Annotated in this window: 17 protein-coding genes; 7 read left to right on the top strand and 10 right to left on the bottom strand. The window is 56.7% G+C overall.

The window, feature by feature from the left end; genetic code table 11:
• Positions 1–7 precede the first annotated feature (7 nt).
• On the bottom strand, positions 8–1,000 hold the full coding sequence (locus HMPREF0573_RS05170) for a glycosyltransferase family protein (protein WP_013189102.1): 993 nt from the start codon (positions 998–1,000) through the stop codon (positions 8–10).
• Between the two features lie 144 nt (positions 1,001–1,144).
• Here HMPREF0573_RS05170 and HMPREF0573_RS05175 point away from each other — a divergent pair, with 144 nt between their 5' ends.
• The gene (locus HMPREF0573_RS05175; RefSeq protein ID WP_013189103.1) at positions 1,145–2,227 is read left to right on the top strand and encodes a glycosyltransferase family 4 protein; all 1,083 of its coding nucleotides are present in this window, start codon (positions 1,145–1,147) and stop codon (positions 2,225–2,227) included.
• Between the two features lie 58 nt (positions 2,228–2,285).
• On the opposite strand, the gene HMPREF0573_RS05180 is transcribed toward HMPREF0573_RS05175, so the two are convergent.
• From HMPREF0573_RS05180 to wecC, 5 genes are all read right to left on the bottom strand, one after another.
• Positions 2,286–3,347, bottom strand: coding sequence for a glycosyltransferase (locus HMPREF0573_RS05180; protein ID WP_169311388.1), 1,062 nt, complete (start codon positions 3,345–3,347; stop codon positions 2,286–2,288).
• The gene (locus HMPREF0573_RS05185; RefSeq protein WP_013189105.1) at positions 3,334–4,650 is read right to left on the bottom strand and encodes a lipopolysaccharide biosynthesis protein; all 1,317 of its coding nucleotides are present in this window, start codon (positions 4,648–4,650) and stop codon (positions 3,334–3,336) included. Before HMPREF0573_RS05185 ends, HMPREF0573_RS05180 begins: the two co-directional genes overlap by 14 nt.
• Before the next feature lie 19 nt (positions 4,651–4,669).
• Positions 4,670–5,791, bottom strand: coding sequence for a glycosyltransferase family protein (locus HMPREF0573_RS05190; RefSeq protein WP_013189106.1), 1,122 nt, complete (start codon positions 5,789–5,791; stop codon positions 4,670–4,672).
• A gap of 38 nt (positions 5,792–5,829) precedes the next feature.
• A complete protein-coding gene (gene wecB / locus HMPREF0573_RS05195; protein WP_013189107.1) occupies positions 5,830–6,963 on the bottom strand; it encodes a non-hydrolyzing UDP-N-acetylglucosamine 2-epimerase in 1,134 nt (377 codons plus the stop codon).
• A 121-nt stretch (positions 6,964–7,084) separates the two neighbouring features.
• Entirely contained in the window at positions 7,085–8,317 is a 1,233-nt protein-coding gene (gene wecC, locus HMPREF0573_RS05200) for a UDP-N-acetyl-D-mannosamine dehydrogenase (protein ID WP_013189108.1), read from the bottom strand.
• A 121-nt stretch (positions 8,318–8,438) separates the two neighbouring features.
• Between wecC and HMPREF0573_RS05205 the strand changes: the two genes are divergently transcribed.
• From HMPREF0573_RS05205 to rfbC, 3 genes are all read left to right on the top strand, one after another.
• Positions 8,439–10,592 (top strand): DUF6541 family protein, encoded by a 2,154-nt coding sequence (locus HMPREF0573_RS05205; RefSeq protein WP_013189109.1) that lies wholly within the window; start codon positions 8,439–8,441, stop codon positions 10,590–10,592.
• 91 nt (positions 10,593–10,683) lie between these two features.
• A complete protein-coding gene (locus HMPREF0573_RS05210) occupies positions 10,684–11,853 on the top strand; it encodes a glycosyltransferase family 4 protein (RefSeq protein WP_236589689.1) in 1,170 nt (389 codons plus the stop codon).
• Between the two features lie 85 nt (positions 11,854–11,938).
• Complete coding sequence (gene rfbC / locus HMPREF0573_RS05215) at positions 11,939–12,556, top strand: dTDP-4-dehydrorhamnose 3,5-epimerase (RefSeq protein WP_013189111.1); 618 nt, start codon at positions 11,939–11,941, stop codon at positions 12,554–12,556.
• 105 nt (positions 12,557–12,661) lie between these two features.
• Here rfbC and HMPREF0573_RS05220 read toward each other — a convergent pair whose 3' ends face one another.
• The 4 genes from HMPREF0573_RS05220 to HMPREF0573_RS05235 form a co-directional block, all read right to left on the bottom strand.
• Positions 12,662–14,791 carry a glycoside hydrolase family 99-like domain-containing protein gene (locus HMPREF0573_RS05220; protein ID WP_236585823.1) on the bottom strand — a complete coding sequence of 710 codons (2,130 nt, stop codon included), beginning with the start codon at positions 14,789–14,791 and terminating at the stop codon, positions 12,662–12,664.
• Between the two features lie 68 nt (positions 14,792–14,859).
• The gene (locus HMPREF0573_RS05225) at positions 14,860–15,930 is read right to left on the bottom strand and encodes a rhamnan synthesis F family protein (protein WP_013189112.1); all 1,071 of its coding nucleotides are present in this window, start codon (positions 15,928–15,930) and stop codon (positions 14,860–14,862) included.
• Positions 15,927–17,171 (bottom strand): ABC transporter ATP-binding protein, encoded by a 1,245-nt coding sequence (locus HMPREF0573_RS05230; protein ID WP_004007376.1) that lies wholly within the window; start codon positions 17,169–17,171, stop codon positions 15,927–15,929. The genes HMPREF0573_RS05225 and HMPREF0573_RS05230 overlap by 4 nt, the downstream gene beginning before the upstream one ends.
• A complete protein-coding gene (locus tag HMPREF0573_RS05235) occupies positions 17,168–18,028 on the bottom strand; it encodes an ABC transporter permease (protein ID WP_004009002.1) in 861 nt (286 codons plus the stop codon). The genes HMPREF0573_RS05230 and HMPREF0573_RS05235 overlap by 4 nt, the downstream gene beginning before the upstream one ends.
• Before the next feature lie 198 nt (positions 18,029–18,226).
• On the opposite strand from HMPREF0573_RS05235, the gene HMPREF0573_RS05240 reads away from it, so the two are divergent.
• From HMPREF0573_RS05240 to rfbB, 3 genes are all read left to right on the top strand, one after another.
• Positions 18,227–20,581 (top strand): cell wall-binding repeat-containing protein, encoded by a 2,355-nt coding sequence (locus tag HMPREF0573_RS05240; protein WP_013189113.1) that lies wholly within the window; start codon positions 18,227–18,229, stop codon positions 20,579–20,581.
• A 196-nt stretch (positions 20,582–20,777) separates the two neighbouring features.
• Positions 20,778–22,346 carry a DUF2142 domain-containing protein gene (locus HMPREF0573_RS05245; RefSeq protein ID WP_004011135.1) on the top strand — a complete coding sequence of 523 codons (1,569 nt, stop codon included), beginning with the start codon at positions 20,778–20,780 and terminating at the stop codon, positions 22,344–22,346.
• 78 nt (positions 22,347–22,424) lie between these two features.
• On the top strand, positions 22,425–23,417 hold the full coding sequence (rfbB, locus tag HMPREF0573_RS05250; RefSeq protein ID WP_004011134.1) for a dTDP-glucose 4,6-dehydratase: 993 nt from the start codon (positions 22,425–22,427) through the stop codon (positions 23,415–23,417).
• Positions 23,418–23,439: the final 22 nt, after the last annotated feature.

The raw sequence follows: 23,439 nt of genomic DNA on the forward strand, positions 1-23,439 counted from the left end.
CGTCAGTTCAGATAGCGCCGCGGTAGAGTTTCTCCAAGCGAACAGCATAAGGCGAAGCCTGGTGGTGACTATACACCCAGTCTTTGCCCCCCAGAGCGGCAGCCATTGCCGGAGGATCTGGCAATGCCTGAGCAATTCCTGCCATAACGGTTTCCATGTCTCCTTCGATAACGGGAGGGGTGCTGCCGTCATCCGGGCGAGGAATCCGGGAACCGAGCGCCGCCAAGGGCAAACCGATAGCCATAGCCTCAAATTCAGAGACAGCGAGAATGCGGTTGGCTTGACCGATAGCGAGGGTCCCGCCGGCAAGCCACTGCAAGTAATCCGCATGTTTCATTTTTGGTTGCAGCTTCACGCCCAGAGACTTCGCCGCTGCGGCGCCGTAGCCCCAATCCAAGCCTTCCAAGGGAATCTGGGGGAAAGCCCGTCGCAGTTCGCTCACGAATTGTAGTTGTTCTGCAATGCCTTTGTCGTCATCCCAGCGCGAGGTGAAAATAATTTTCGGGGCATTGTGCTCTAGCTGCCACTTCGGCAGGAACTCAGTCTGGACGAAAGCCGGCATATATTCCGCGTCGCCACGTGCGGTGGTGGCTTCTTCGATGGTGTCCAGGTTTGTGTAAAAAACTGCCTGAGCTTCGTCGATGGCACGCTGTACCTGGTCATGGTACGGTGCTTCTTTCCAGCGGCGACGAATGTCGCTCCCGTGCAGGTGCAGAAAGTAAGGACGCTGCGGAAGGGGAGACTGGTGAATCAGCGGTACCGAAGTGGCGTAGTGAACGTGCACCACATCCGTTCGTCGCAGGTGGGACCAGCGACGGAAGAAATATGGGGTCCAAGCCAGTCGTGACAGACCGGATCCGGGATTGACCTGGGGACGCACCAAGGCGGGCGACAGATAATCCCAATCCCAACCCTGCTGCCGGGCAGCGCGGACCAGGGACTGCCCGACGTTAGCACAATCATTGAAGTGCAGGACTCGAGGGGAATCAGCGCTGCTCATACCCCTATTTTAGGGGGAAAAGCCAGTCGGCGCTCGATACTTAGATATCACCGTGAGTCTGGGTCAGTGTAGACTGGTCAGGTGCGTGTTTTGGCTGTAACTACCTGGTTTCCTCATCAGAAGCGTCCCTCCAGCGGTGCTTTTGTGGTGAAGGATTTACATGCGATTGCCGCTGCCGGGAACCAAGTGCGAGTCGTTCATTTGGACGCGGATCACCGAGGTTCCCCGCAACGTTTCCAATACGAAGGCATCGCGGGGCTGCGAATCGCGTTCCAGCCACTCAACCCGCTTTCGGCAGTGTCAGCTTCGCGTCACCTGCGCAGTTCCGTGGGGGACGCCGACGTGATTCACTCGATGGCGATGTCCACCCTGTTGCCTACAGCTTTGGCGCGCCCTCAGGTGCCGTGGGTACACACTGAGCACTGGTCCGGGCTGACGAACCCCGACTCACTGACCTTACTGCTACGACAGGCTCGAAAAGTCATTTTTCGGCTGGAGAAACTTCCGGACATTGTCACTACCGTTTGCCCCTATCTGTCCCAGCCAATCCGCCAATATCGGCATCGCCCCACGGTAGAGGTTCCTTGCGTCGTAGAGCCGGTGCCTGACCTGACTCCGCGGAAACTACCTGCCCCAGAGCCCTGGCGTCTGATTTCAGTCGGGGGACTGGTGGAACGCAAGGATCCGATTTTTGCGCTACAAGTCGTGGAGGAGCTGCGCCACAGAGGGCGTCGGGCGGAACTGACTTGGGTGGGTCAGGGACCTTTGGAAGAAGCCGCGCGTGACTATGCGACCAATCACGGTCTGCCTTTACGACTGACCGGACCTTTGCCCTATACCGGGGAGGGCGGAGTTTCGGCGGAACTCCAGGCAGCAGACCTGTTTATTGGTCCCACTCACGGCGATAATTTCTTTGTGTCTTGCGCCGAAGCGATACTGAACGGTCGTCCCGTGGTGGTCGGCACGGCAGGGGGTCACCCTGAGTATATGCGCGACTTTGTGGGGCGGGCTATCGCCACCCATGACGTGACCGCCTACGCGGACGCGGTGACCGAACTGTTGACTGCCACTCCCGATAACACTCCTAGTGCCGAGACTATTGCCGCCAGTATCGGCGCAGCCTTTTCCAGCCAAACCGTCGGGGAGTCCTACCGGAAAGTTTATGAGGCCGCCGTGGCGGGGGACCCCGCACTTTTGGAGCGGCTGCCTTCCTGGCGGGGCTGGTAGACCGCACAAGGTCGGGGCGTCAGGTCGCGTGGTGCCCTTAGTTTGCGTCGAGCTAAAGTTAGCGCACCAGGAAACTAGCCACGTCAAAACGGAGTGGTCCCTCCCGGTGGCACCACCCTTGTGCATACGCCGGAACGAGGGCTGCGGGCGTAAAGAACCGACTCCGAGCCTGAGCTAACTGGAGCAGCTGTTCATTGGGGGATTGTGGGTTTAAGATGGCATGCAACAAAGCCGTGTCAGCTCGTGAGAAAGCCCGCTCACAACCGGGGGCAAAATCGCACAAAGATTGGGCAATCGCCGCCAGAGAGACACGTTGGGCGGGTGTCCAAAAATCCATTTCTCGGTTCAGTAACAGTCCAAAAACGTGAATCCGCAGAGTCTTGATTGCCACCCCGGCGCGCATTTCTGCACTCCAATCTGCCACCCAAGACCGAGACAACAAATCAGTGATGTGTTGCAGCTCCAGATCTACCGGTCGAGACGTAGTGGTGACCCGCGTTTTCGCGTCTTCGCCGACCAGGTAGCCGGGTCCGCGACGCTGCACCACCACTGGAGACGAAGAATAGAGTCGCATCGAAAAAGCAATATCTTCACCCACCGGAAAGTCAGGAGTCATGTGTAGTCCCAGTTCCTCCAGGCGTTCGCGACGCATTAACCCCAACGGGGCGGAACGATAATAGAGCCGATCTTTGGCAAAGTCTGCTATCCCGTAGAGCCAAGGGCGAACTGCGGGGGCATGAATCGGACGGCGGGCTTTTCCGCGGTGCAGTCGCGTCAACACCATAGCAGCGTCCCAACGTTTCGCCAGCGCACGCCAATAATCGACTGCCCCCGTTTCCAGGACATCGTCGGAACCCATGATTGACACGAAGCGGGTGTCTGCGATGGCTAACCCGTGATTGAATGGCCCCGCCGGGGAGGGGATACCATCCGTAAACGGCTCCACACGCACCCGGGAGGCCAGCGGGCCCAAGGCGGTGCGCATCCCTTCTGAATCCGTATTATGGGCTACGACCAGCACATTTACTCCGCTGGAACGTAACACTGAAGCGACCGCGCGTCGAATCGGGCGGTTGGGGTCGTGGCAGGCGATAACTACGGTGGTATCATTCTTGGTCACTGTTTTTGGTCTCCTTTGCTCCACTATTCCGGTCCCAGGCTTGGGCGGCAAGGTCCGCCAATACCAGCAAAATCAGCAGCATCACTGCCATCATCAGGCTCAAAATCTGCAGGGTTGACAGGAAATCCAGCGGGGAAAACGCCAGCCAACCCAGGGGAATCGCGGTAAACAAGATGGCGTGCAATAAAATCCAGGCCTGCCGCCCGGTCACCACGAACACCCCAGAAATCGGGGAAGTTATCAAGTTTACCGCCAACCATGGCACCAATGCGCGGGTAATCAAGCCAGCTTCCACCCACTGGGGACCGAAAACGAAGGGGAGCAGCCACGGCGCCACAATCCACAGCAGTACGAAAGGACCCACCCCGAACAGGAAGGCGCGTTTCATCACCGCCCGCACCAGTCCGGTCAGCTGTCCCGGCTGTACTCGTGCCATGCGTTCCAGGAACACCTGAGAGATCGCCCCGTTCAACAGGGAAATCGGGGCCTGCAGGACTCGCCAAGCCAAGTTAAACTGGCCCAGTGAACCGAGCGCCGCGACCCCAATCAACATCTGAATACCGTTGGTTCGCACCGCATCCACCAGCGCATTGGGGAGGTTCAGCAGGGGCATTTTGCGGTATTTGCGTGCCATGTCGCGCATCCGGGGGGTATCGGGGGCCACGGGATGCCAGACGGTTCCCGATTGGCGCCCCAGATTGAACAGCGCCCACAGCAAGCCAATGAAGTTCCCGAAAATCAGCCCCAGGAAACTGCGCATACCTCCGAGTCCAAATCCCAGCTGTCCCAGAGACGAACCCACGCCAGACTCAAAGCGATTCAGCGCGATGACGCGGTACTGTCGCTGGCGGTTGTACCAATACTGCCAAATCGCGACTTGGGCGGAACAAAAAATCGCCAGTCCCACCAGCGGCAGCCAGGTGGCCAATGTTTCTGAACCCCACACCTGTAGCACGACTGGTCGCGTGGCAAAAGCCAGGATTGTCGCCACGACCGATACGACCAGGTTCGCGCGGGTGGCGAGACGGGCCAGTTGGCGAGCTTCGTCATCCGTATCCGGCAGCACGATTGCCACGTCATAGCGCAGGGTGGCGATGACCACGAAGATGCTGGAAATGGAGGAAAAGAGCGCAAATTCTCCGAATGCTTCCGGGGTGAAAATTCTGGCAGTGAATATCGAAACAATGATGGCAACGGCTTGGCTGGCGGCAGTTCCCGTCGCCAAGATGCTGATATTGGACAAAACGGGATGCGCCTCGGCTTGTTTCCGCAGCCAAGCTCGCAGACGATTGTTGGTGTCCATCAGCTAATTTCCGTCCGGGTTAACCCTTTGCTGCCACGATGCGGTCAACAGCGTCTTTCCACAGCCCCACGACATTTTCACTAGACAGTTCATGGGCGTGGCGGTGGGCGTTTTGTTTCCACGCTGCGACTTCTGCGGGAGTGGTTTTGTCCAGTGCCTCCCGCAACGCTCCTGTCGTGAAATCAGCGGCGACCCGACCCAGCTGGTACTCATCAAGGCGGGAGACCATTTCCGGGGTCGGACCGATGACCATTCCGATACGTGCCTGGATGAAGTCAAAAAACTTGTTCGGCAAAGCGTAACGGTTATTGAAGTTCACCGGGGGAAGGTTGTGAAAACCGAGGTCGTAGCGGTGCAACGTGTCGATGAGTTTATCGTAAGGCACGCCGGGATACAGATTTACGTTGGGTATCTCGCGGCATTTCTCGCTTAACTGCGTAAAGTAGCTGGAGTTGTTGTTGACCAGATACAGATCCAAGGTATATCTATCTTGCAAACTAGCAACCGCATCAATCATGACTTCCGCAAAGCGGTCCGGTCGGCAAGTTCCGGCGTGAACTAAACGTATCGGACCGTTTTTAGGAGTCTCGGTGGGCTGCAAATCATGGAACGGGGTGGCATTGACGACCAACGTTGGTTTAATGCCAAAGTTTTTTTCATATTCAGAGGCAAAGAACGTAGCCGTAGTGGAACACGAGTCAGCCCGTTTCACAAAATGACGCACCTGCCATTCCATGTAGGGCTTCACAAACATTCGCCACCTGGGGACGTCTTCCTTTTCCCGCGGCGAGTATTCGTGCAGGTCAGCATGGATACCAAGTTTTGGTTTCGTCCACAGCCCCACCCCGATGGAATCAATATCGTCCGCGAAAGTCACATCGAAATATCCCTGTGGCAGGTTGCGTCGACACCACGCGGAGGCGGTGGAGGACCAATACGCCCAGGTGTACAGGTGCAAGATGGTGGCCAGCCGGTTGCGCTGCCAATACGTGCCTTCACCGGGGATTTCATAATGCTGAGCCACACCTTCCGGGGCAGGTCCGTAGCCGCAGGTGGTCAGCTCGTAAGCGTCTTTGAACAGGTTAATTTGTTTCAAAATCCGCGCGTCAGACACCAGTCGGGAGTAGGACACAATCAGCATCTTCAATTTAGCCACAGGGGTATTCTATCGTTGGATTCTCAGGCTTCGAAGTCCGGGAGACGTGTTCCGACCCCCAGCAGCTGTTCCAGAGCTGCCACTACCCGCGCGGCGGCGCGACCGTCCCCGTAAGGATTCACGGCGTGAGCCATCACCCCGCGGGCTTCTGGAGAAATCAGCATTCCTTCCAGGGCAGAGTGGACGGACTCATAAGTGGTCCCCACCAGGCGGGCGGTTCCTGCGGCGATGGCTTCGGGACGTTCGGTCGTGTCGCGCATCACCAGAACCGGTTTGCCCAGCGCCGGAGCCTCCTCTTGAATCCCGCCGGAATCGGTCAGCACCAGGTCGCAGCCCTTTAACAGTCCGCAGAAGGCAGCATAGGGTTGCGGGTCGCCAATGGTCACGTTGGGAATGCTGCCCAAAATTTCGGTCAGTACTTCGCGTACGGCGGGGTTGGCGTGGGCAGGCAGCAGGAAATGTACTTCCGGATGGTCGGTGGCGGACTGGGCAAGAGCACGAGCCATCTCGCGTAGCGGTTGTCCCCAAGACTCCCGTCGGTGCGCGGTGACCAGTACTTTCAGTCCGGGACGTGTCAAGGCGGCGTCAAACTCGGGGGACAAACCCTCACCAGCTTGGTTTGTGTCGACCACGTAGTGCAGAGCATCGATGACGGTGTTACCGGTGACGGCAATCAGGCGGGGATCGACGTTTTCGCGCAGCAGGTTGTCCCGGGATTTCGGGGTGGGCGCTAGGTGCAGCGCCGCGACTTGCCCCGCCAGGCGACGATTAGCCTCCTCCGGGAAGGGCAGGTTGATGTTGCCCGAACGCAGCCCGGCCTCCAAATGCACCACCGGGATATGCAGGTTGAAAGCAGCCAGGGCAGCCGCCATTACCGTGGTCGTGTCCCCCTCTACCATGATGGCGTCGGGTCGGATTTCTGCCAATTTCGTGTCCAAGCCTTGCAGCACTCGGGCAGCCAGCATATTGAGCGATTGTCCGGGACGCATCACGTCGATTGCAAAGTCAGGGGTAATCCCAAAAATGCTGTTGACCTGGGCAACCATTTCGGGATGCTGCCCCGTGGTCAGGGTTTTAACATCCAGCTGAGAGTCCTGTAAAGCTAACACCACGGGAGCTACTTTGATGGCTTCCGGCCGGGTGCCATAAATTACCAATACGCACGGTTTACTCACGGTTCCATTTTAGACAAAAGTGAGGGGCAGAAAGGCGGTCATTGCCCAAGGGCGTCCGTGACGGGTGCGGTGGACGCGTTGGCGTAGCGGTGACACGTCGCTGCTAGCGCCAAATTCCGCAGGTATCAATCACGGGCTGAGCAACTGCAGCTGGGTCGAGTGCCTTGAATTGTTTGTGCGCGACCAAGCCAACCACCAGGTCGGCTTCACGTAAAGCCTGGTTCAGGTCTACCAGTTTCAGGTTGGGCTTATCGCTCAATGCGGTCGGCAGGGTCGAGACGTTGGGTTCCGCGACCAAGACGGTAACGCCCGGAAGTTCCGCAAGTTTCGCCGCGACAGTAATTGCCGGAGACGTGCGCAAATCGTCCACATCGGGTTTGAAGGCTAAGCCGAGAGCCGCAATTTTCACCGGCTCGTCGGTTTTCCCTCGCAGCGTGGCTAAAGTGGAACGAACCTGGGTAATGACGTCGTCGGGACGTGAGTCGTTTACCTCGCGGGCGGTACGGATGAGGCGCGCCAGTTCGGGAGCCGCGTCAACGATAAACCACGGGTCGACCGCGATGCAATGCCCGCCCACACCGGGACCGGGCCGGAGGATATTGACCCGCGGATGCAGATTAGCCAGCTCGATGAGTTCCCACACATCGATGCCTAGACGTTCACAAATCTTGGCCAACTCGTTGGCGTAAGCAATGTTCACGTCCCGGAAAGAGTTTTCCGCCAGCTTCGACATCTCGGCTGTTTTCGCGTCGGTGACCCGTATCTGACCGCGGCAGAACGTGGCGTATAGTTCCCGTGCCGCGTCTCCGGCTTCGGGAGTCAAACCACCCACAATGCGATTGTTATCAAAAATCTCCACCATAATCCGACCCGGCAGCACCCGCTCAGGGGCATGCGCAAACAGCAGCTGACCGCGCAGCTCCGGTCGGTTCGCGGTAATCCGATCCGCCATAGCCTCGGTCGTTCCCGGCGGGGACGTCGATTCCAAAATGACCAGAACGCCCTTGGACACGTAGGGAGAAATCTCGTCGGCAGCCGCCATCACATAAGTTAAATCTGCTTCGTGATTGCCTTTAAAAGGCGTGGGCACGGAAACGATATAAGCCTCAGCCGCGCTGGCGTGAGTGGAAGCCGAAATCAAGCCCTGCGCATGAACCTTTTGCAGGGCTTCATCCAAGCCGGGCTCTAAAAACGGTACTTTTCCGGCGTTGACTGAATCCACATGGGTGGGATTCACGTCCATGCCTTTGATGGTGATGCCGGCTCCTGCCAAAGCCACCGCTGTTGGCAGTCCGATATACCCCAATCCGACGACCTGTACCGTTTTTGCAACCATATGCCTTCCCTTTCGTCCCCTAAATCATAGTCGTCGTCAGGGACCTTTTCAGAATCTTGGCAAAGCTTCGAGACTCGCTCTCAGCTAGAATTAAATCATCCTCCGAAAGGAATCGCTGACGTTGATTAACTCCCTGTTGCTGACTGGTGCGACGCTGGTAGCCCTGGTTTATCTGCTGGTGCCGGGGCTGACAGTGCTGTGGGGTTTAGGGATTCACGGAGCTCTGCGCGTCGTAGCCGCCCCGGCGGTGAGTTTGGGCATGTGGGCAGGAGCGACCTGGATTGCTATCGGGCTGCAGTTGCCGTGGCGGGCGTGGCTGGCGTTGCCCCTGCTGGGAGTGATTTGTCTGCCTTTCGTGGTGGGTCGGCTGTGGACACTGCGTCCGGGGTCACGAGCGGTGTGGCCCCGGGTTCCTTCCAGTGGCGTTTCCGGGGGATTGTGGGCGGTGTTTGCCGGCTGTGCCGTACTGTCGGCATTGCCTTATCTGGTGTCGACTCGCGTCGCGACCCGGATTCCCCAAACCTGGGACGTGGTGTTTCACCTGTCCGGAATTCGCTATACGCGCGAGCTTGCATCGGCTAGTCCCTGGATCACGTTAGCCCCTATGAACGAAGGGGTCGGGGCATATTATCCCAATATCTTTCACAACCTGGTGGCGCTGCTACCCGGTTCCCCGCTACAGGCTTACGTGGGTGCCATGACGGCGGTGTTGGTGCTGTGGCCTGCCCTGCTGGGGCTGTTTGCCCTCTTGACGCTGACTGCTTGGAAAGGTGCGGGTGCGGCGAGCCGCACCATCGCGGCTCTAACTGCCTTGGGTACTGCCACCAGCTCGACCCTAACCGCCAACTATGTGGCGAACCTGGCGACCCCGCCCTACACTTTCTCGCTCCTGGCGACCCCAGGCATGGTGATTTTTGCCGTCGCCATCTATCGGTTGCGTCCCACCCCGGTGAAATATCCCCGCCACGAGACTGCCGGGACATCCCCGGACACGCCCGGTCGGGCACCTTCTGCCCCCTCAACGGTACGGCGACTCACGCAAAAAGTCCGCGAAAACTTCCGCCGCAACCTGCTGTCCTCCCAGCTTGCCCCGTGGATGAGCCTGGGGTGGCTGGTGGGACTGGCAGGTCTGGGCTGCACCCACCCGGCAGCAGTGTTCAATCTGGTGCTGTTGATGTTCGTGCCGGTGCTGGTGCTGGGGTGGCGCAGGTGGCGCAGGTGGCAGGTGTCACGAGGGGTAAAACTGTTTGTGCCCCTCTCGGTGGCAGTGTTGCTGGGGGTCGGGTTTTGGCTGGCACTGGTGCCCCGCCTGGTTTCCATGTCGAAATTTGCCAACTTGCACAACCACACTTGGGATCTGACCTGGCGTTTGCTGATGGACTATCCGAAAGGGCCGTTCTTTGTGGGGTTCGGGCTGGGAGGCGCGATTTATACGGCGGCAGCGGTGGTGGCTAGCGTCTGGCTGGTGCGTCAGTGCCGTTTGTTGTGGCTGGTAGGCGGGCTGGTCATGAGCGTAACGTTTTTCCTGTTGGCAGCCGGACCGGTGTGGCCGGGATACTTCCTCACCGCACCCTGGTACCTGCAGTCCGGTCGGATTGCCCCGCTGGTGTTGATGTGTGTCTATCCGCTGGGGTCACTGGCCTTGTCCCGCGGCTTGGAACGGCTGGTCGGCTGGTCACGTGAGCGGGCTCGCCCGCGGAGCTACCGGTGGTTTTCGTGGGCACTAGCTGCGGTGGTATTGCTTAGCGGGTGCGGAGGCACCTTGGGGGGACGTCTCACGGTGATTGACGGTTCCTACGATCCGGCGGTGATCGTCCGCGGCACGATGGTCACCGCTTCCGAACAGGCGTTTATTGAGCGGGTGGCTCCGACTTTGCCCCGCGATGCCGTCATTTGGGGGGCTCCGCAGATTGGCACCCCGTTTTGGTGGATTTTGGGCGGGGTCCATGTGGCGCGTCCCGCTTTGAACTATCCCACGGGACGAGCCCTAGCGGTTACGAAAGACCTCTATGACGGTCAGATTTCCGCCGAAACGTGTGACTATCTGAAAGCACAAGGGGTGACGCACTACTACTCGGACAACGACACCCAGGCGGCTGGCTCGCGGTACGGCATCTACATTTGGTTTTGGAATGAACCGAACGCTATCTTTCGTCCGCCCTCGCAAATGCTGCAAAAAATCGCGGAAAACACGGTGGGCACCAGGAGCACCGAATTCACCGGTCAGCGTCTGTACCGTGTCAACTATGACACCTGTCCCGGACACGTGCGCTGAACGAATCCGTGCCCCCGCCCTGGTGCAGTCGATACAAGTCCATCAACCAGAATCAGCAACCTGACCGCACTATTGAGACATAATGGACAGTATGAAGGTTGCCATTGTTACTACGGAATATCCCACGATTGAATCACCCAATTCCGGCGTGTTCGTGCGTATGAATGCCCAGGCTATCGGGATGAATCACCAGGTGACGGTGGTGCATTTGCGTTCCGAAGCGGCTGGTGGTGAGGAAAGCCACTACGCCGACGCCAACGTGGATGTGCGGGGCTTTCCGAACACAATGCGTGCCCCGGAGGACTTCGAACGGGCTGCTCAGATTGTGTACGCCCTAGCTCCCGGTTTCGACATTATTCACACCATGAACCAGCGTTCCCTGATTCCGTTTGGGTTGCCCGAGCGGGAGAACGAACAGCTGGCTTGTGCCTGGGTGCATACCGAGCCGTGGCAGCTGACCAGCCCGATGGATTGGCCTCAGGAAGTCTTGCCGGTGGAGGAAATCTTGCTGCGACCTGACGGATTGACCGCCCCGGCAGTGAAAATGCTCGAGAATATTGCTGCCCGACGCTTCGCCTCCTATACCGCCGCGGTGCCCTATATCGTGCCTTCCCCGCTCTATCCCCCGGTGCCGCAGCTGGCAGGGGTGCCAAGCCCCGCTCCTGCTAATAGTGAGTTTGCCCCACGTCCGCGCGTGGCAGGTCAGCTGCGCTTGGTTTCGGTCGGTGCGGTCAACGCGAAACATCAGCCAGAAGTGGCGATTCGCACCGTGAAAACGCTGCGCGCCGCCGGGGTGGACGCGACCCTGACCTGGGTCGGTGAAGGCGTCGCGAAGATTCGGAGCCAGGAAAAGATTAAAGAACTGAAACTCGAGGAGTATGTGCGTTTCGTCTCTGCTGCCGAGGTCGGCGTGACGGAAGCCCTCAACGCTGCGGATTTGTTCATTGGTCCCACCAAGGAAGAAAACTTTTACGTGCCTGCCCTCCAGGCGCTCCTGGCGGGTCGCCCCCTGGTGCTGGGCGAAGGCGCCCGCGATTTGCAGTGGATTGGCGCGGATACCGGGCGGTTCGTGCGCATCGTGTCGGAAAAGAACTCGAAGGTTTGGGCCCAGGCGTGCCAGGAGTTGCAGGCGGCGACCGCCGCGATAGAACCCCGCGAGATTGCCGAAACGGAAGGGGACCGCTATTCGCCGTCCGCAATCGCTGCGGAATACGACGAGGTCTACGCCGAAACGATGGCAGCCAGCGGATTTGCCCGCTGACCGACCGACCTCGCTCTGCACGTGAGGAAAAACCCACTAAACTATTGATGGCTGAAACAGCCACGGAACAGGGAGGAAATACGCGATGGAATACCGCGAACTAAAAATTGCTGGCGCTTGGGAGATTACCCCTAAACAGTTCCCCGATGAGCGCGGGGCGTTCATGGAAATGTACAAGATGGGTGAGTTTGCCGAGGTCGTGGGGCATCCGCTGAACCTGGTGCAGGCGAACTGTTCCATTTCCAAAGCCGGGGTGGTGCGCGGGATTCATTTCGCGGAAGTGCCGCCCAGCCAGGCTAAATATGTGATGTGTCCGCGCGGTGCCGTGTTGGATTTCGCGGTCGATATTCGCGTGGGTTCCCCCACCTTTGGTCAGTGGGACTCGGTACTGCTGGAGGGCGAGCATCGCCGGGCTATCTATCTTTCAGAAGGCTTGGGGCACTGTTTCGTCGCGTTGGAGGACAACTCCACCGTGGTTTACCTGTGTTCGGAGGGCTACAATCCAGGGCGCGAACACGGGGTTTCCCCGGTCGACCCCGAGGTGGCGCTCAAGTGGCCCGACCACGACTTGGCGGGTCGACCGCTGGAGGTCATTCTTTCGGAAAAGGACACCGCCGCGCCGAGCCTGGTCGAGGCTCGTGAACAGGACCTGCTGCCGGACTATCAGGCGACTTTGGACTACGTGGCGTCGCTGGGGCGCTAGGCTGGTCAATCGAGTCTCTACACCTAGCCGGCGTTCGCGGACAGAGCGTGGTCGACCCGGTGGGCTGGTTGCTCACGATTTAGGTCGAGTTGCCCCTCGCGGTGGTTACCCGAAGGCGACGTCGCGAACTGCTTGTAGATAGGTCTTACCGAACCTTTGGGTGGGCTCGAGAATCGCGCCTTCTGCCCACTCATTCCAAGCATTGATAAACACGATGCGTTCCGGTGCTGGTCGATCCAGTACAGAGCGTGCTGCAGCAGCTAGCCAGCGGCGGAACAAATAAGGATTGGCACCATACCAGACATCGGGTTTCCATTGGCGTCTGGCGGTGTTATCAAAGTTAACCATAACTCCGGGGGATAATTCCCTGGGCAGGCGGCGTAATTTTTCGGTTGCTACCTGAACCAATGCGGGGTAGGACAGCACCGAACCGCGCATTTTCCGGCGCATTTTCACGCTTCCGGCGGGTGCTCCCTCCCAGGGCAGGTTGTGTGGAGGAAAACCTAGAGAACCGTCCAGACCGAGTTCGGACACGGAGGCTCCCAATCCATCGAACTCGGTAGCTACGTCCACACTCAATAACCACAGTTCGCCGATGCCGAGCTCACGAGCACGTTCCCGCCAGTGCTTCACCACGTCGGTAAAGTTAGGAATTTGGGCGGGACGGTAGATAGCTAGGATGGCTTTGCCTGCGACGCGCATGTAGCGTGAATCGCGCAGGAACTCCACCACATCGTCAATAAATTTTTCGGCTGGAACGTCATCGTAACGTTGTCCAATCAGAATATCTTTGTTGCGTCCGTCCCAACTGCGGGTCCAGTTTTCGTTGGCCCACATGAGGCAGAAGGGCATATTGACCGTTGCGGGGTCGGCGCTGTGCAGGCGTTCCACCGGCAGATTTAGCAAGCGTTTGCCAGCGAACCAATAGTAGTAATACATGAAACCGTTGATTCCGTGGCGGGCGGCCAGCTCTGCCTGAGCGATTCGAACCTCGTCCAATCTGAGATCGTAAAATCCCAAATCAGAAGGCAATTTTGGCTGGTCGTGACCTTGATAAACGGGTTTGGCAGCGGTGACGTTCGTCCATTCCGTGAAACCGGCTCCCCACCAGCGGTTATTCTCGATAGTGGGGTGGAATTGTGGCAGATAAAACGGGATAAACCGAGCAATGGGCTGAATCTGTGAGGTCGGGTTGAACCGCTGCCAAGATTGCTCAAGATAGTGGTCAGTGCCTGGGACCACGTGGTCGTTACCGGATTTATCCATCGGGAGAGCGAGCTGGTTAGTCTCGCGCAGTTTCAATCCGGCCTCGGTCGTGAGAATTCCGATAGCTCTCTCCAGGGCGTGAGCGGTCGTGGCGTCAATCTGCCCTGCCTCTGTCTCGAAATCTGTGGCAGAAAGACCCAATGACCGTAATCCTTGAATCACGAAGCCACGGACCCAGTACATTGAACCGGCGGCAAATTTGAGTTTAGAAGGCTTCAACTGCATTTCCAGCCGGCGCAGCAGCTCGGCAGTCAGTGCCTGATCTCCGCCCCAAAATTGGGGTCCCACGATGTTACCGGGAGCGGTCACCAATCCCAGCCAGGGGTCAGCGCCAAATGCGCTCATGATTTTTTCTACGGAATCTTTGCTTCCCAGCAGTGCGTCTAAGAATTCGTCCTTCCACTGGGCTCCGGAACCTTCCAGATCGGGGTGGTTCTCCCGCCAAGCGGATTTCTTGGTGTGGACTTTCAAAATTAACTGGTAGGGATCCAAAGCCCCGAAATTTACCAGCTGAACCAGTGGGAAAATATCCCGACCATGATTCTCGACCGGGACCACTACCAGGTGTTTTAACAGGGGCAGACGTTCGTGAATCTGCTGGGGGAGCAGCGGTAAATCCGCGCCGCTGGCATTGGTGATAAACATGTCAAACTCGACGGGGATATTACTCAGTCGTTGCACGATTTCTGTGACCAAGTCTGGATAGTAGACATGCATGACTACCGCCAGGCGGCAGTCAGTCTCAAAATCGAACTGTGAGTCCACCCGCCAGGCATCCGGGTGCCCAGAATCGCGTCGTCCTGCGCCACGTGCTACCCAGTCTAAATAGTCGACCGGGGCGTGTTTTTTGTTCCAGAGTTGGCTGAGTCGCCCGTCCTCCATGGCGTTATATACGCGTACCCGTGCAGCCTGCCGGTAGCGTGCCAAGGTTCGACGAACTCTAGCGGGGGTGGGAAACTTTAAACGCACTCTAGACTTCTTTCTGTTCCGGTAGTTTCGCTTTCGAGATGGTTACCAAAGGTTATCGGCGGCGAATCTCAAACCCAATCTTCTAAATCTTCGTTGTAACGGTAATGTACGAATTCCTTGAGGGATTCTCCACCGGGGGCAGTTGACGGATCTGTATAAATCGTCCGCTTGATAAAAGGAAAACCTTTCTCTACCAAAGCTGACCACGACACTAAGGTGGGGTTGCCACCTCCGGAGTTCAAGTCGGTGGGAAGGAACAGTTCCTTATGGGAAAAACCATTTTTGACACAAACGTCATGCATCCCCAACTCGTAAGAGAGCACCACGCTCATCTTGTCGCTCTTTTCCTGGATGGAATCAAAAAAGCGTCGCCACGGCTCAGCATCTAAAATACCATTGTGAAAACACACGAAGAAAGATTGGAAATGACCGCTGACCTGGTAGGAAAGCGTTGCGGCAGTGACGTCAGGTCCGGGCTCTTCGGTCAGGCGTAGTAAATCTTGGAGTGACTCGAAAGGTCCAATCATGGAATCGTTCGTAATCAAGACGTGCGCAGCCTGACGCACTTGTGGGTAGCGATCCAGCGTTAGCGCCCACGAGCCGAAATCGTATCCCACATTGGGGCGACGCAACACTATCGTTTGCTGCGGAATTCCGTGGGGGAACTGCAATTTTCCGGGAGCTTCGCAAGTAGAAATCAGGACGGTTGCGTAGCCGTTTTTCGCGAGTTCTTGAAGATAGACAGAAACGGACTTGCTCGCCGTGCACTCTTTACTCCAGGAGGCGACCAACGCAACTTTTTCGGCAGTCGTCAAGGCTGTTTCGTCTCCGCGTTCCACGGTGATTTGGTCTCTACCGGATTGCACAATAGTTGGTCCCGAATCTTGCTTTCGCTGCTTCGCTCCGTGGGATTTACGAGATAAAGCTCGCAGCGGTGCGGTGATGCGCCAGGATTTTGAAGCCCGCATTTCTTGCACTTGACCAATCGCTGTGGCTGCGAACATCCGCTGGTGCTGCAGTTCATCTTGGAGTTTTTCAACCTGCTCGCCGGCACGCGCCAAATCTAGCTTTGTCTGTTCGAGTGCCACGCGCAGCAGCCTGTTTTCTTCGCGCAAATCTGGGTTCTCGGAATCATTCATGACTCTGCATCCTTTCCGGCTAAAGAATCGTTAATCTCGCGGCTCCACTGTCCGTTGAGGCGAACCAGACCCGGATCGGGGATGGCGCTTTCGCTGCGGATAGTGATGTCGAACTCCCGGTCGGAATAATCATAGGGATGTCCAGAATCAATAAAGGAAGTGGATACGCCGTAGGTGCCGGGTTGAATCATCAGCGACGACCAGTGAAAATCTACGAAAGAATCACCGATTGGGAAAGAATACTTCACCTTTTGCATTCCCGAATTTGGTCCTGCCAAGGTCATCCCATCTTGGTGGACGAAAGCCAGACCGACCTCCACGTCGGAGACCGGTTCTACCGCATGAGCCCAAATCCGCAGCGTTAGCGGTTTGCCAAACACCGCAAAAGGCACTGATTTCCCGGCTTCGTCAATAATTTCGACTTTGGACATCCGTACTTCGCCGGATCCTTGGCGTGGAACGGGAGCTAAAACGTCCTGTTTCTGCGCGGAGGCTTTTTCAGCTTCCGCAGAATTGACCGCGTTGAGATAGCTGTCAATGACTTCTCTGGTCTTACCTAATTTTTGAGTCTTACCGTGATCGAGCCAGATTGCTTCGTCGCACAAATCCTGAGCCAAGCCCAAAGAATGGGTAACGAAAGCTATGGTGCAGCCCTTCTTGCGAAGCTGATACAAATGGTCAAAGCATTTACGTTGGAATTCTTCGTCCCCAACCGCAATGATTTCATCCACAATCAGGATTTGGGGATCTAAAGTCACCGCCACGGCGAATCCGAGCCGGACATACATTCCGGAAGAATAGACCTTTACCGGCTCGTCAATAAATTGACCAATGTCCGCAAACTCGATGATTTCGTCAATCGAGTGTTCGATTTCTTTATGGGTTAAGCCCAGAATCGCGCCGTTGAGAAAGATATTTTCACGCCCCGTCAAGTCTCCGTGAAAGCCCGCTCCCAGCTCCAGCAAAGCCGACACTTTCCCGTTGACCATGACGCTTCCAGAGGTGGGACGATACACGCCTGCCAGCAACTTGAGCATGGTGGATTTGCCTGAACCGTTGTGCCCTATCAGTCCGAAAGTCGAGCCTTTGGGAATCTGGAAAGAAACATCATCTAACGCTCGGAAAGTTTTCCCGCCTTTAGACCGCCCCTTTACCAGGCGTTCCTTGAGGGAATCACGACGTTCGTTTTGGAGGACGAATTCTTTCGTGACGTGTTCTACTGAAACCGCAATATCGCTCAAATTCTCTCTCCCAGATCGCGACCTTTTCTGCTTAATACCCACCACGCTAGCAGCATCATCACGATGGCAGTACCGACGCAGACCGCCCACTGACCGAGGGAACCCGGATTCAACGAGTAAACCAGATTACGATACAGCTCGATGTACTCGGTGAGGGGATTCAGCTTGATTATGAACGCTAAGCTGATCCCTTTCCAGGAGGCATTGACCATGGAGAGGGGATAGATAATCGGCGTCGCGTAAAACAGCAACTGCAAAGCAATAGCGATGAGGTGAGCCAAATCACGATAGTAAATGTTGAGCACCGCAACAATCACCGCGAAGGCTTGGCAGGCCGCGATGAACAATATCATCCATAGCGGCACCAACAGCCAGGTCCAACTCATATTTCCCAGGACAATCATCACCAGGACATAAATCCCGATTTCTATCAGCGACTGCACGCCGACAGCCAAGCCCGCTCCCATGACGGGGGCATAAGCGGGGAAATACACCTTTTGGAGCATTCCGCCGGAGCTGGTCAGAGCTGCCATGCCTCCGTTTACCGATGATGAAAAAAATGTCCACGTGGTCAGACCCGCAAACAGCCAGAGAACGAAAATAGTTTGACCATTTCCCATTGGCGGAGGAGCGCCACGAAAAATCACACTAAACACCACGGTGTAGATGCCTAGCGTGGCTAAAGGAACCAGCAAAGACCACGCCCAGCCCAGAAAAGATCCCTTGTAGCGCGCTTTCAAATCGCGTGTCCCAAAAGCTCTAATGAGGTTCCAGCGGCGAGAAATCAGATTAGTGTCGCGGACATCGTTAAACTCGGTCTTGCCTGAGCTCATGCTTAGCAATCCTCCAAAAGCCATCGAGATGCCTTGAAATGAGACATCGAGAAAGTATATCGGAAACGCTTAGCTGCTGGCAAAAGTCTGATTAGACATCCCTCCTGAGGTCTTCTTGAAAAATATCTGAGTTTTATCAAACCGCCCTCTGTGTATGCAGGACTACTTTAGAATGCGATTTAAATCAAATCAGAACCCTCAATCTTGATTTCTGGAGGAAATATGAGAAAGTTGCGGGACGTTGTCGTCTATTTCAGCGCATTTGCCTGCGCGGCAGCACTAGCTGCTCCGGCTTGGGCTGCCAATAGCGTCACCGAACGAATCGCTGGAGCTAACCGAATCAGTACCGCAGTTAACGTGGGCTTGCATTGCTTCCCTAGCACTGCCAAGCACGTGTATTTGGCACGTCAGGATGTCTTTGCAGATGCCCTCGCCGCCGGAGCATTAACGGACGGTCCGACACTGCTGGTTCCGAGATCAGGCACTGCCCCGGTGGAGGTTCGTCAAGCGGTAGCGCGCATGAACCCTGAGAGCGTCGTGGCTTTGGGCGGCGAAGGCTCAGTCTCGAAAGCAGTGCTGGATTCCGCCGCGCAAGGTCGAAAGACCGAGAGACTAGCCGGCAAAACCCGCTTCTTGACAGCTATAGAAATTACTAAACGGGCCTTCCCCGCCGCGAAGCCCAGTAAAGTTCTCTTGGCAGACGGGTTAGGACCTGACGGGACCGGCTCTCCGGATGCAGTAGCGGGAGGAACCGTTCCCGGAGCCGCAATTCTTCTAGCTCCCCGTACCGACGGCGCTGATGCCAAGGCGGTAAAGGCAGAAATTGAGCGTTTGGGCGGTAGCCCGGTGCGTTTGGGCGGAGCTGCCACGTTTAACAACTTCCAAAACTCTCACTACGGGATAGTTTCGGCATTGCAAGGAAATAATCGTTACGCCACTTCTGTAGAAATCGCGAAGGTCAGTAATCCCAATCAGGTCTCTCGGGTTTACCTGACCCGTGGGGATATTTTCGCGGATGCGGTCGTGGCAGGATGCCTCACCGATGGTCCGGTGCTGCTGGTGGCGCACAGCAATACCATTCCGCAAGCTGTCGCTCAGTATCTATCTAGCACTCGACCCCAGCAAATCGTGGCATTGGGCGGAGAAGGCTCCGTGCCGACAGCAGCTTTGCAAGACGCAAAACGTCTGGCAGAGGGGCGGGCTAAACCTGACAGCAAACCTGCGACCGGACAAGGCGATCCCAAGAAACTGCGCCAGATTAGTGCGGGCGGTGACCACACCTGCGCCGTTGCCGAATCAGGAAACCTGTACTGCTGGGGTTCAAACCGTTTCGGTCAGATTGGAATTGGCAACGCCTCGCCGAATTATGGCTTTAACCTAGCCACCGATCCGCTGCCGGAAACGTATCACTCCTTTACCGGTCACAATGCGAACGTGGGCAAACCGGCTCTGGTGTCGACATTGACCAATGTGGCGGAAGTTTCTTCGGGTCTGACCCACAGCTGTGCCTATGATGCCGCCGGTCATGCCTTCTGCTGGGGGTCCAACGTTACCGGTCAACTGGGACAAGGGGACACCAACTCCCGGACCACCCCCGCTCTGGTGCCGTCGCTCACGGGAGTGACCTCCATTGCCGCGGCGGGAGAAACCAATGGTCCTTGGTCTATCCGTAAAGACAGGGCGGACTGGATTCCCACCGGGACGGGACATTCCTGCGCAGTCGCGAACGGCACGGTCTATTGCTGGGGCGACAATAAGTGGGGTCAGCTGGGTAATGGCAACAAGATCTCATCACCCACGCCTCTAGCGGTTTCTGGAATACCTCAAGCTGCAAAGAAAGTCGTGACTGGAGAAACCTATTCTTGTGCGCTGACCAACAATGGTGACGTGTACTGTTGGGGGACGTTCCGTCATGACTGGGGTCAGGGCACGAATAACCAGGTGGCTGGGCAAGGCTATCCCTGGCTAGCCAACGTCTCCTATGCAGATTCACTGACCCCTCGACAGGTGACCTCGGTACACGGGGCGACTGAACTGGAAACCGGGTCGTACTATGCTTGCGCCAAAATGGGGAATTCCATGCATTGCTGGGGATACAACTCTCGCGAGCAGTTCTTTGAAGACATTAATCCGGCGACGATGGCACCGACAAATGGACAATTCCCGGTGCATCGTCACGCGCAGTCTTATACCGCTTCCGGTTGGGGCAGTATCAAAGGGTTTAGCTTGGGACGTAACAGCTCATGTGCTATTGGGCCGAATTCCAGAGTCTATTGCTGGGGGCTCAACGATGCGGGTCAGGTCGGCAGGAGTCAGTCAGCTAAAGATAACGATGACTCTTCGGTGCGGATTGGTATCGTAGGCTCGATAGACACCCATGTGAAAGCCATTTCAGTAGGGTGGGCGCACGCCTGCGCCATTACCGGTGACGGTGGCGCGCGGTGCTGGGGCTACAATCCCGACGGTCAGCTGGGCAACGATCAAGTGTTCGGGGCGCGCTGCACCGGCTGGCAAGTTCCCGGTTTAGGAAGCAATCCGTACGTACCGCGAGATCCGCGTATTTACGATTGCAACTAATCGCAACTGTCTGTGGTGGGGACTGCAAAGTCCCCACCACTGCTTTTTACCCCTAATCGCGCCAGCCGACACCAAAAAATCTCTGAATGTTGATTAACTTGCGGTACCTGGCGGACTCGATTGACCGTAAGCCCCATCCTGCTGCAGCTTTCCCTTACAATGAATAAGCTATCTTTACCGCATTTAAGGAGACACTTTGAGGTCCGAAGTTTCCCATCCCGCGGCGCGGTTTGCGCAGTTTGCGCAGTCTGTGCGGTGGCGGTGCTGGGGCGAATTGCTAATTCTACCGCTGCTGTTTTTCCTGATTCTGGTGCCGTGGGCGGTGGCTGCTCCGGTGGGAGGCACGCCCGATGCAGACTTTCACTTGAATTCCATCCTGTGTTCTGCGCAGAACCGTGGGGGAACCTGCCGTCACTCCGCGACCGATGCGCGCATTGTGGAAGTGCCCACGAATACTGAAGCGGTGAACTGCTACATTAAAACACCCACCGATTCTGCAGCCTGCGTCGAGTCTGCACTGAAATCCGGCAACGCTGAGATGCACCGGACGAAGCGTTGGAATTCCGAGGGTGCCTATCCGTCGTTTTATTACAGATTCCACAGCTTGTATGCCGGGAAAAACCTCGTCTTGACCACCATGTTGACCCGCCTGGTCAATGCAGCCTTGGCAGCGGTACTGACCGGAGCGGTTGCTGGTCTTTTGGGGAGGAACCGGCGCCGTAACCTGTGGCTGACCGTTTTGGTCACCCAAGTTCCCTTGGGATTGTCCCTGCTGTCTTCCCTCAACCCCAGTTCCTGGGCGACGCTGGCTCCGGTATTGGTATTCTTTGCGATTTGCGGAGCTATGGAACGGGACTCAGCGAGTGTGAAGCGCCGGGCAGGTTTGGTGATTCTGGCGGTGGTGTCTTTTATGTACGGTTCTGGGGCCCGCTGGGACTCCGTCGTCTTTTGTGGTTTGGCTCTCCTTGCGGCATTAGCTTGGGGATTGGATTTTTCGGCGTTACGTCGCCGATTCCGGGGGGCAGGCACCATCAGCGGGGTGGCAGTTTCCCTGGTGGTGTTTTTGCTGGTGATTATTGCCGTGTCCGCTCGTTTCCTGCACTCAACCGTGCTGGGGGATTTTTTTGCGGCGGTATTGGGACGCGATGCAGCGGAGAGACAGAGCCGTCACGATATCTTCATGAATCTGCTCAACATCCCAGATTATTTCCTGGGCGTTTTCGGGCTGTGGCCTCTGGGTGCTCTGGAAATCGACCTGCCTCGAGTGGTGCCGTTCTTGGGTTTCGCTGTCTGTTCCGGGGTGCTATTTTTAGCGCTGTGTCAGGCGTCGCGGCGAACTAACCTGATTGCGTTGGTATTGCTGCTGTTTTATGTGGCGATGCCGTTACTCTTGTTGTTTGAAAAACACGCTACCGTCGGTGTTTATGTTCAACCGCGGTACCTGTTGCCTTTGCTCACACTAATTGTGGGGGTGTGGCTTTATCCGTTCAATCGCTCTGCCCTGATGGTTTCTGTGCAGCGGTGGGTAACCGGATTGGGGACGACCGTGTCTGCGTCTGTCGCGCTCTATGCGGTGGCGATGCGCTATTGGCGTGGCACACAGTATCTCCTGGGGGAATCGACCTGGTGGTGGAAGGGAGTGCCGGGTCCCCATTTCTGGTTGGTCATGGAAGTGCTAACCTTTGGAATCTGGGCAGTAATCATTTTGCGAGAATCGAGACAAAACCAGCCGGAAAGCGCTGAAAAGGACCTCAGAACGGAATAACAGCGGCGAGAGTGGTTAAAATCTCTCCAGTACCACGGTAGGCTGAGAAACGTAGAGAGACGAAAGAAGGAACTGAGAATGCATGTTTTAGTCACCGGCGGAGCCGGTTTTATTGGCGCTAACTTTGTCCACACTACTGTAGAGGATTACCCGGATGCCACCGTGACGGTGCTGGATAAGCTGGGCTATGCCGGCAATCCTGCCTCCATTGAAGGACTGGACCGAGTGAACCTGGTGGTCGGTGACCTGGCCGACCGTGACCTGGTGGACTCCCTTGTGAAGGATGCTGACCTGGTGGTTCACTTTGCTGCCGAGTCCCACAACGACAACTCGCTGGTGGATCCCTCGCCGTTTATTTACTCCAACCTGGTGGGTACCTTCCACATTCTCGAAGCCTGCCGACGCCACCACGTGCGTCTGCACCACATCTCGACCGATGAAGTCTATGGCGACCTGGCGCTAGACGACCCCCACAAGTTCACGCCGGAAACTCCCTACCTGCCGTCCTCACCCTACTCAGCTTCAAAAGCGGGGTCCGACATGTTGGTTCGTGCCTGGGTGCGTTCGTTCGGGGTGGAGGCGACCATTTCAAACTGCTCAAACAACTATGGACCCTATCAGCATGTGGAAAAGTTCATTCCGCGCATGATTACGAACCGTATCGACGGGGTGCGCCCGCGCCTGTATGGAGATGGGTTGAATGTCCGGGATTGGATTCACGTGTTGGATCACAATACTGCCGTGTGGGCGATTATTAACCAAGGTCGGTTGGGCGAAACCTACCTGATTGGTGCTAATGGTGAAAAGAACAACCTGGAAGTCGTGCAAGCCCTGAACCGCATGATGGGATTCCCCGAGGATGATTTTGACCATGTGAAGGACCGTCCCGGTCACGATCGACGCTACGCGATTGACAACACGAAGCTGTGCGAGGAAACTGGCTGGACCCCGCGGTTCACCTCGTTCGAGGAGGGGTTGCGCGACACCATCGAGTGGTACACCACCCACGAGGACTGGTGGCGAGGAGCCAAGGTCGAAACTGAGGCCAAATATGCTCAGCAAGGTCATTGAACACTCCGTACAAAATGACTGA

It is taken from the genome of Mobiluncus curtisii ATCC 43063 (assembly GCF_000196535.1).
Taxonomy (GTDB): Bacteria; Actinomycetota; Actinomycetes; order Actinomycetales; family Actinomycetaceae; genus Mobiluncus; species Mobiluncus curtisii.

What these genes read in the sequence shown, in the direction of transcription:
- HMPREF0573_RS05170 (WP_013189102.1), bottom strand. Translation starts at nt 1,000, where the DNA reads ATGAGCAGCGCTGATTCCCCTCGAGTCCTGCACTTCAATGATTGTGCT.
- HMPREF0573_RS05185 (WP_013189105.1), bottom strand. Translation starts at nt 4,650, where the DNA reads ATGGACACCAACAATCGTCTGCGAGCTTGGCTGCGGAAACAAGCCGAG.
- HMPREF0573_RS05190 (WP_013189106.1), bottom strand. Translation starts at nt 5,791, where the DNA reads ATGCTGATTGTGTCCTACTCCCGACTGGTGTCTGACGCGCGGATTTTG.
- wecC (WP_013189108.1), bottom strand. Translation starts at nt 8,317, where the DNA reads ATGGTTGCAAAAACGGTACAGGTCGTCGGATTGGGGTATATCGGACTG.
- HMPREF0573_RS05210 (WP_236589689.1), top strand. Translation starts at nt 10,684, where the DNA reads ATGAAGGTTGCCATTGTTACTACGGAATATCCCACGATTGAATCACCC.
- rfbC (WP_013189111.1), top strand. Translation starts at nt 11,939, where the DNA reads ATGGAATACCGCGAACTAAAAATTGCTGGCGCTTGGGAGATTACCCCT.
- HMPREF0573_RS05225 (WP_013189112.1), bottom strand. Translation starts at nt 15,930, where the DNA reads ATGAATGATTCCGAGAACCCAGATTTGCGCGAAGAAAACAGGCTGCTG.
- HMPREF0573_RS05235 (WP_004009002.1), bottom strand. Translation starts at nt 18,028, where the DNA reads ATGGCTTTTGGAGGATTGCTAAGCATGAGCTCAGGCAAGACCGAGTTT.
- HMPREF0573_RS05240 (WP_013189113.1), top strand. Translation starts at nt 18,227, where the DNA reads ATGAGAAAGTTGCGGGACGTTGTCGTCTATTTCAGCGCATTTGCCTGC.
- rfbB (WP_004011134.1), top strand. Translation starts at nt 22,425, where the DNA reads ATGCATGTTTTAGTCACCGGCGGAGCCGGTTTTATTGGCGCTAACTTT.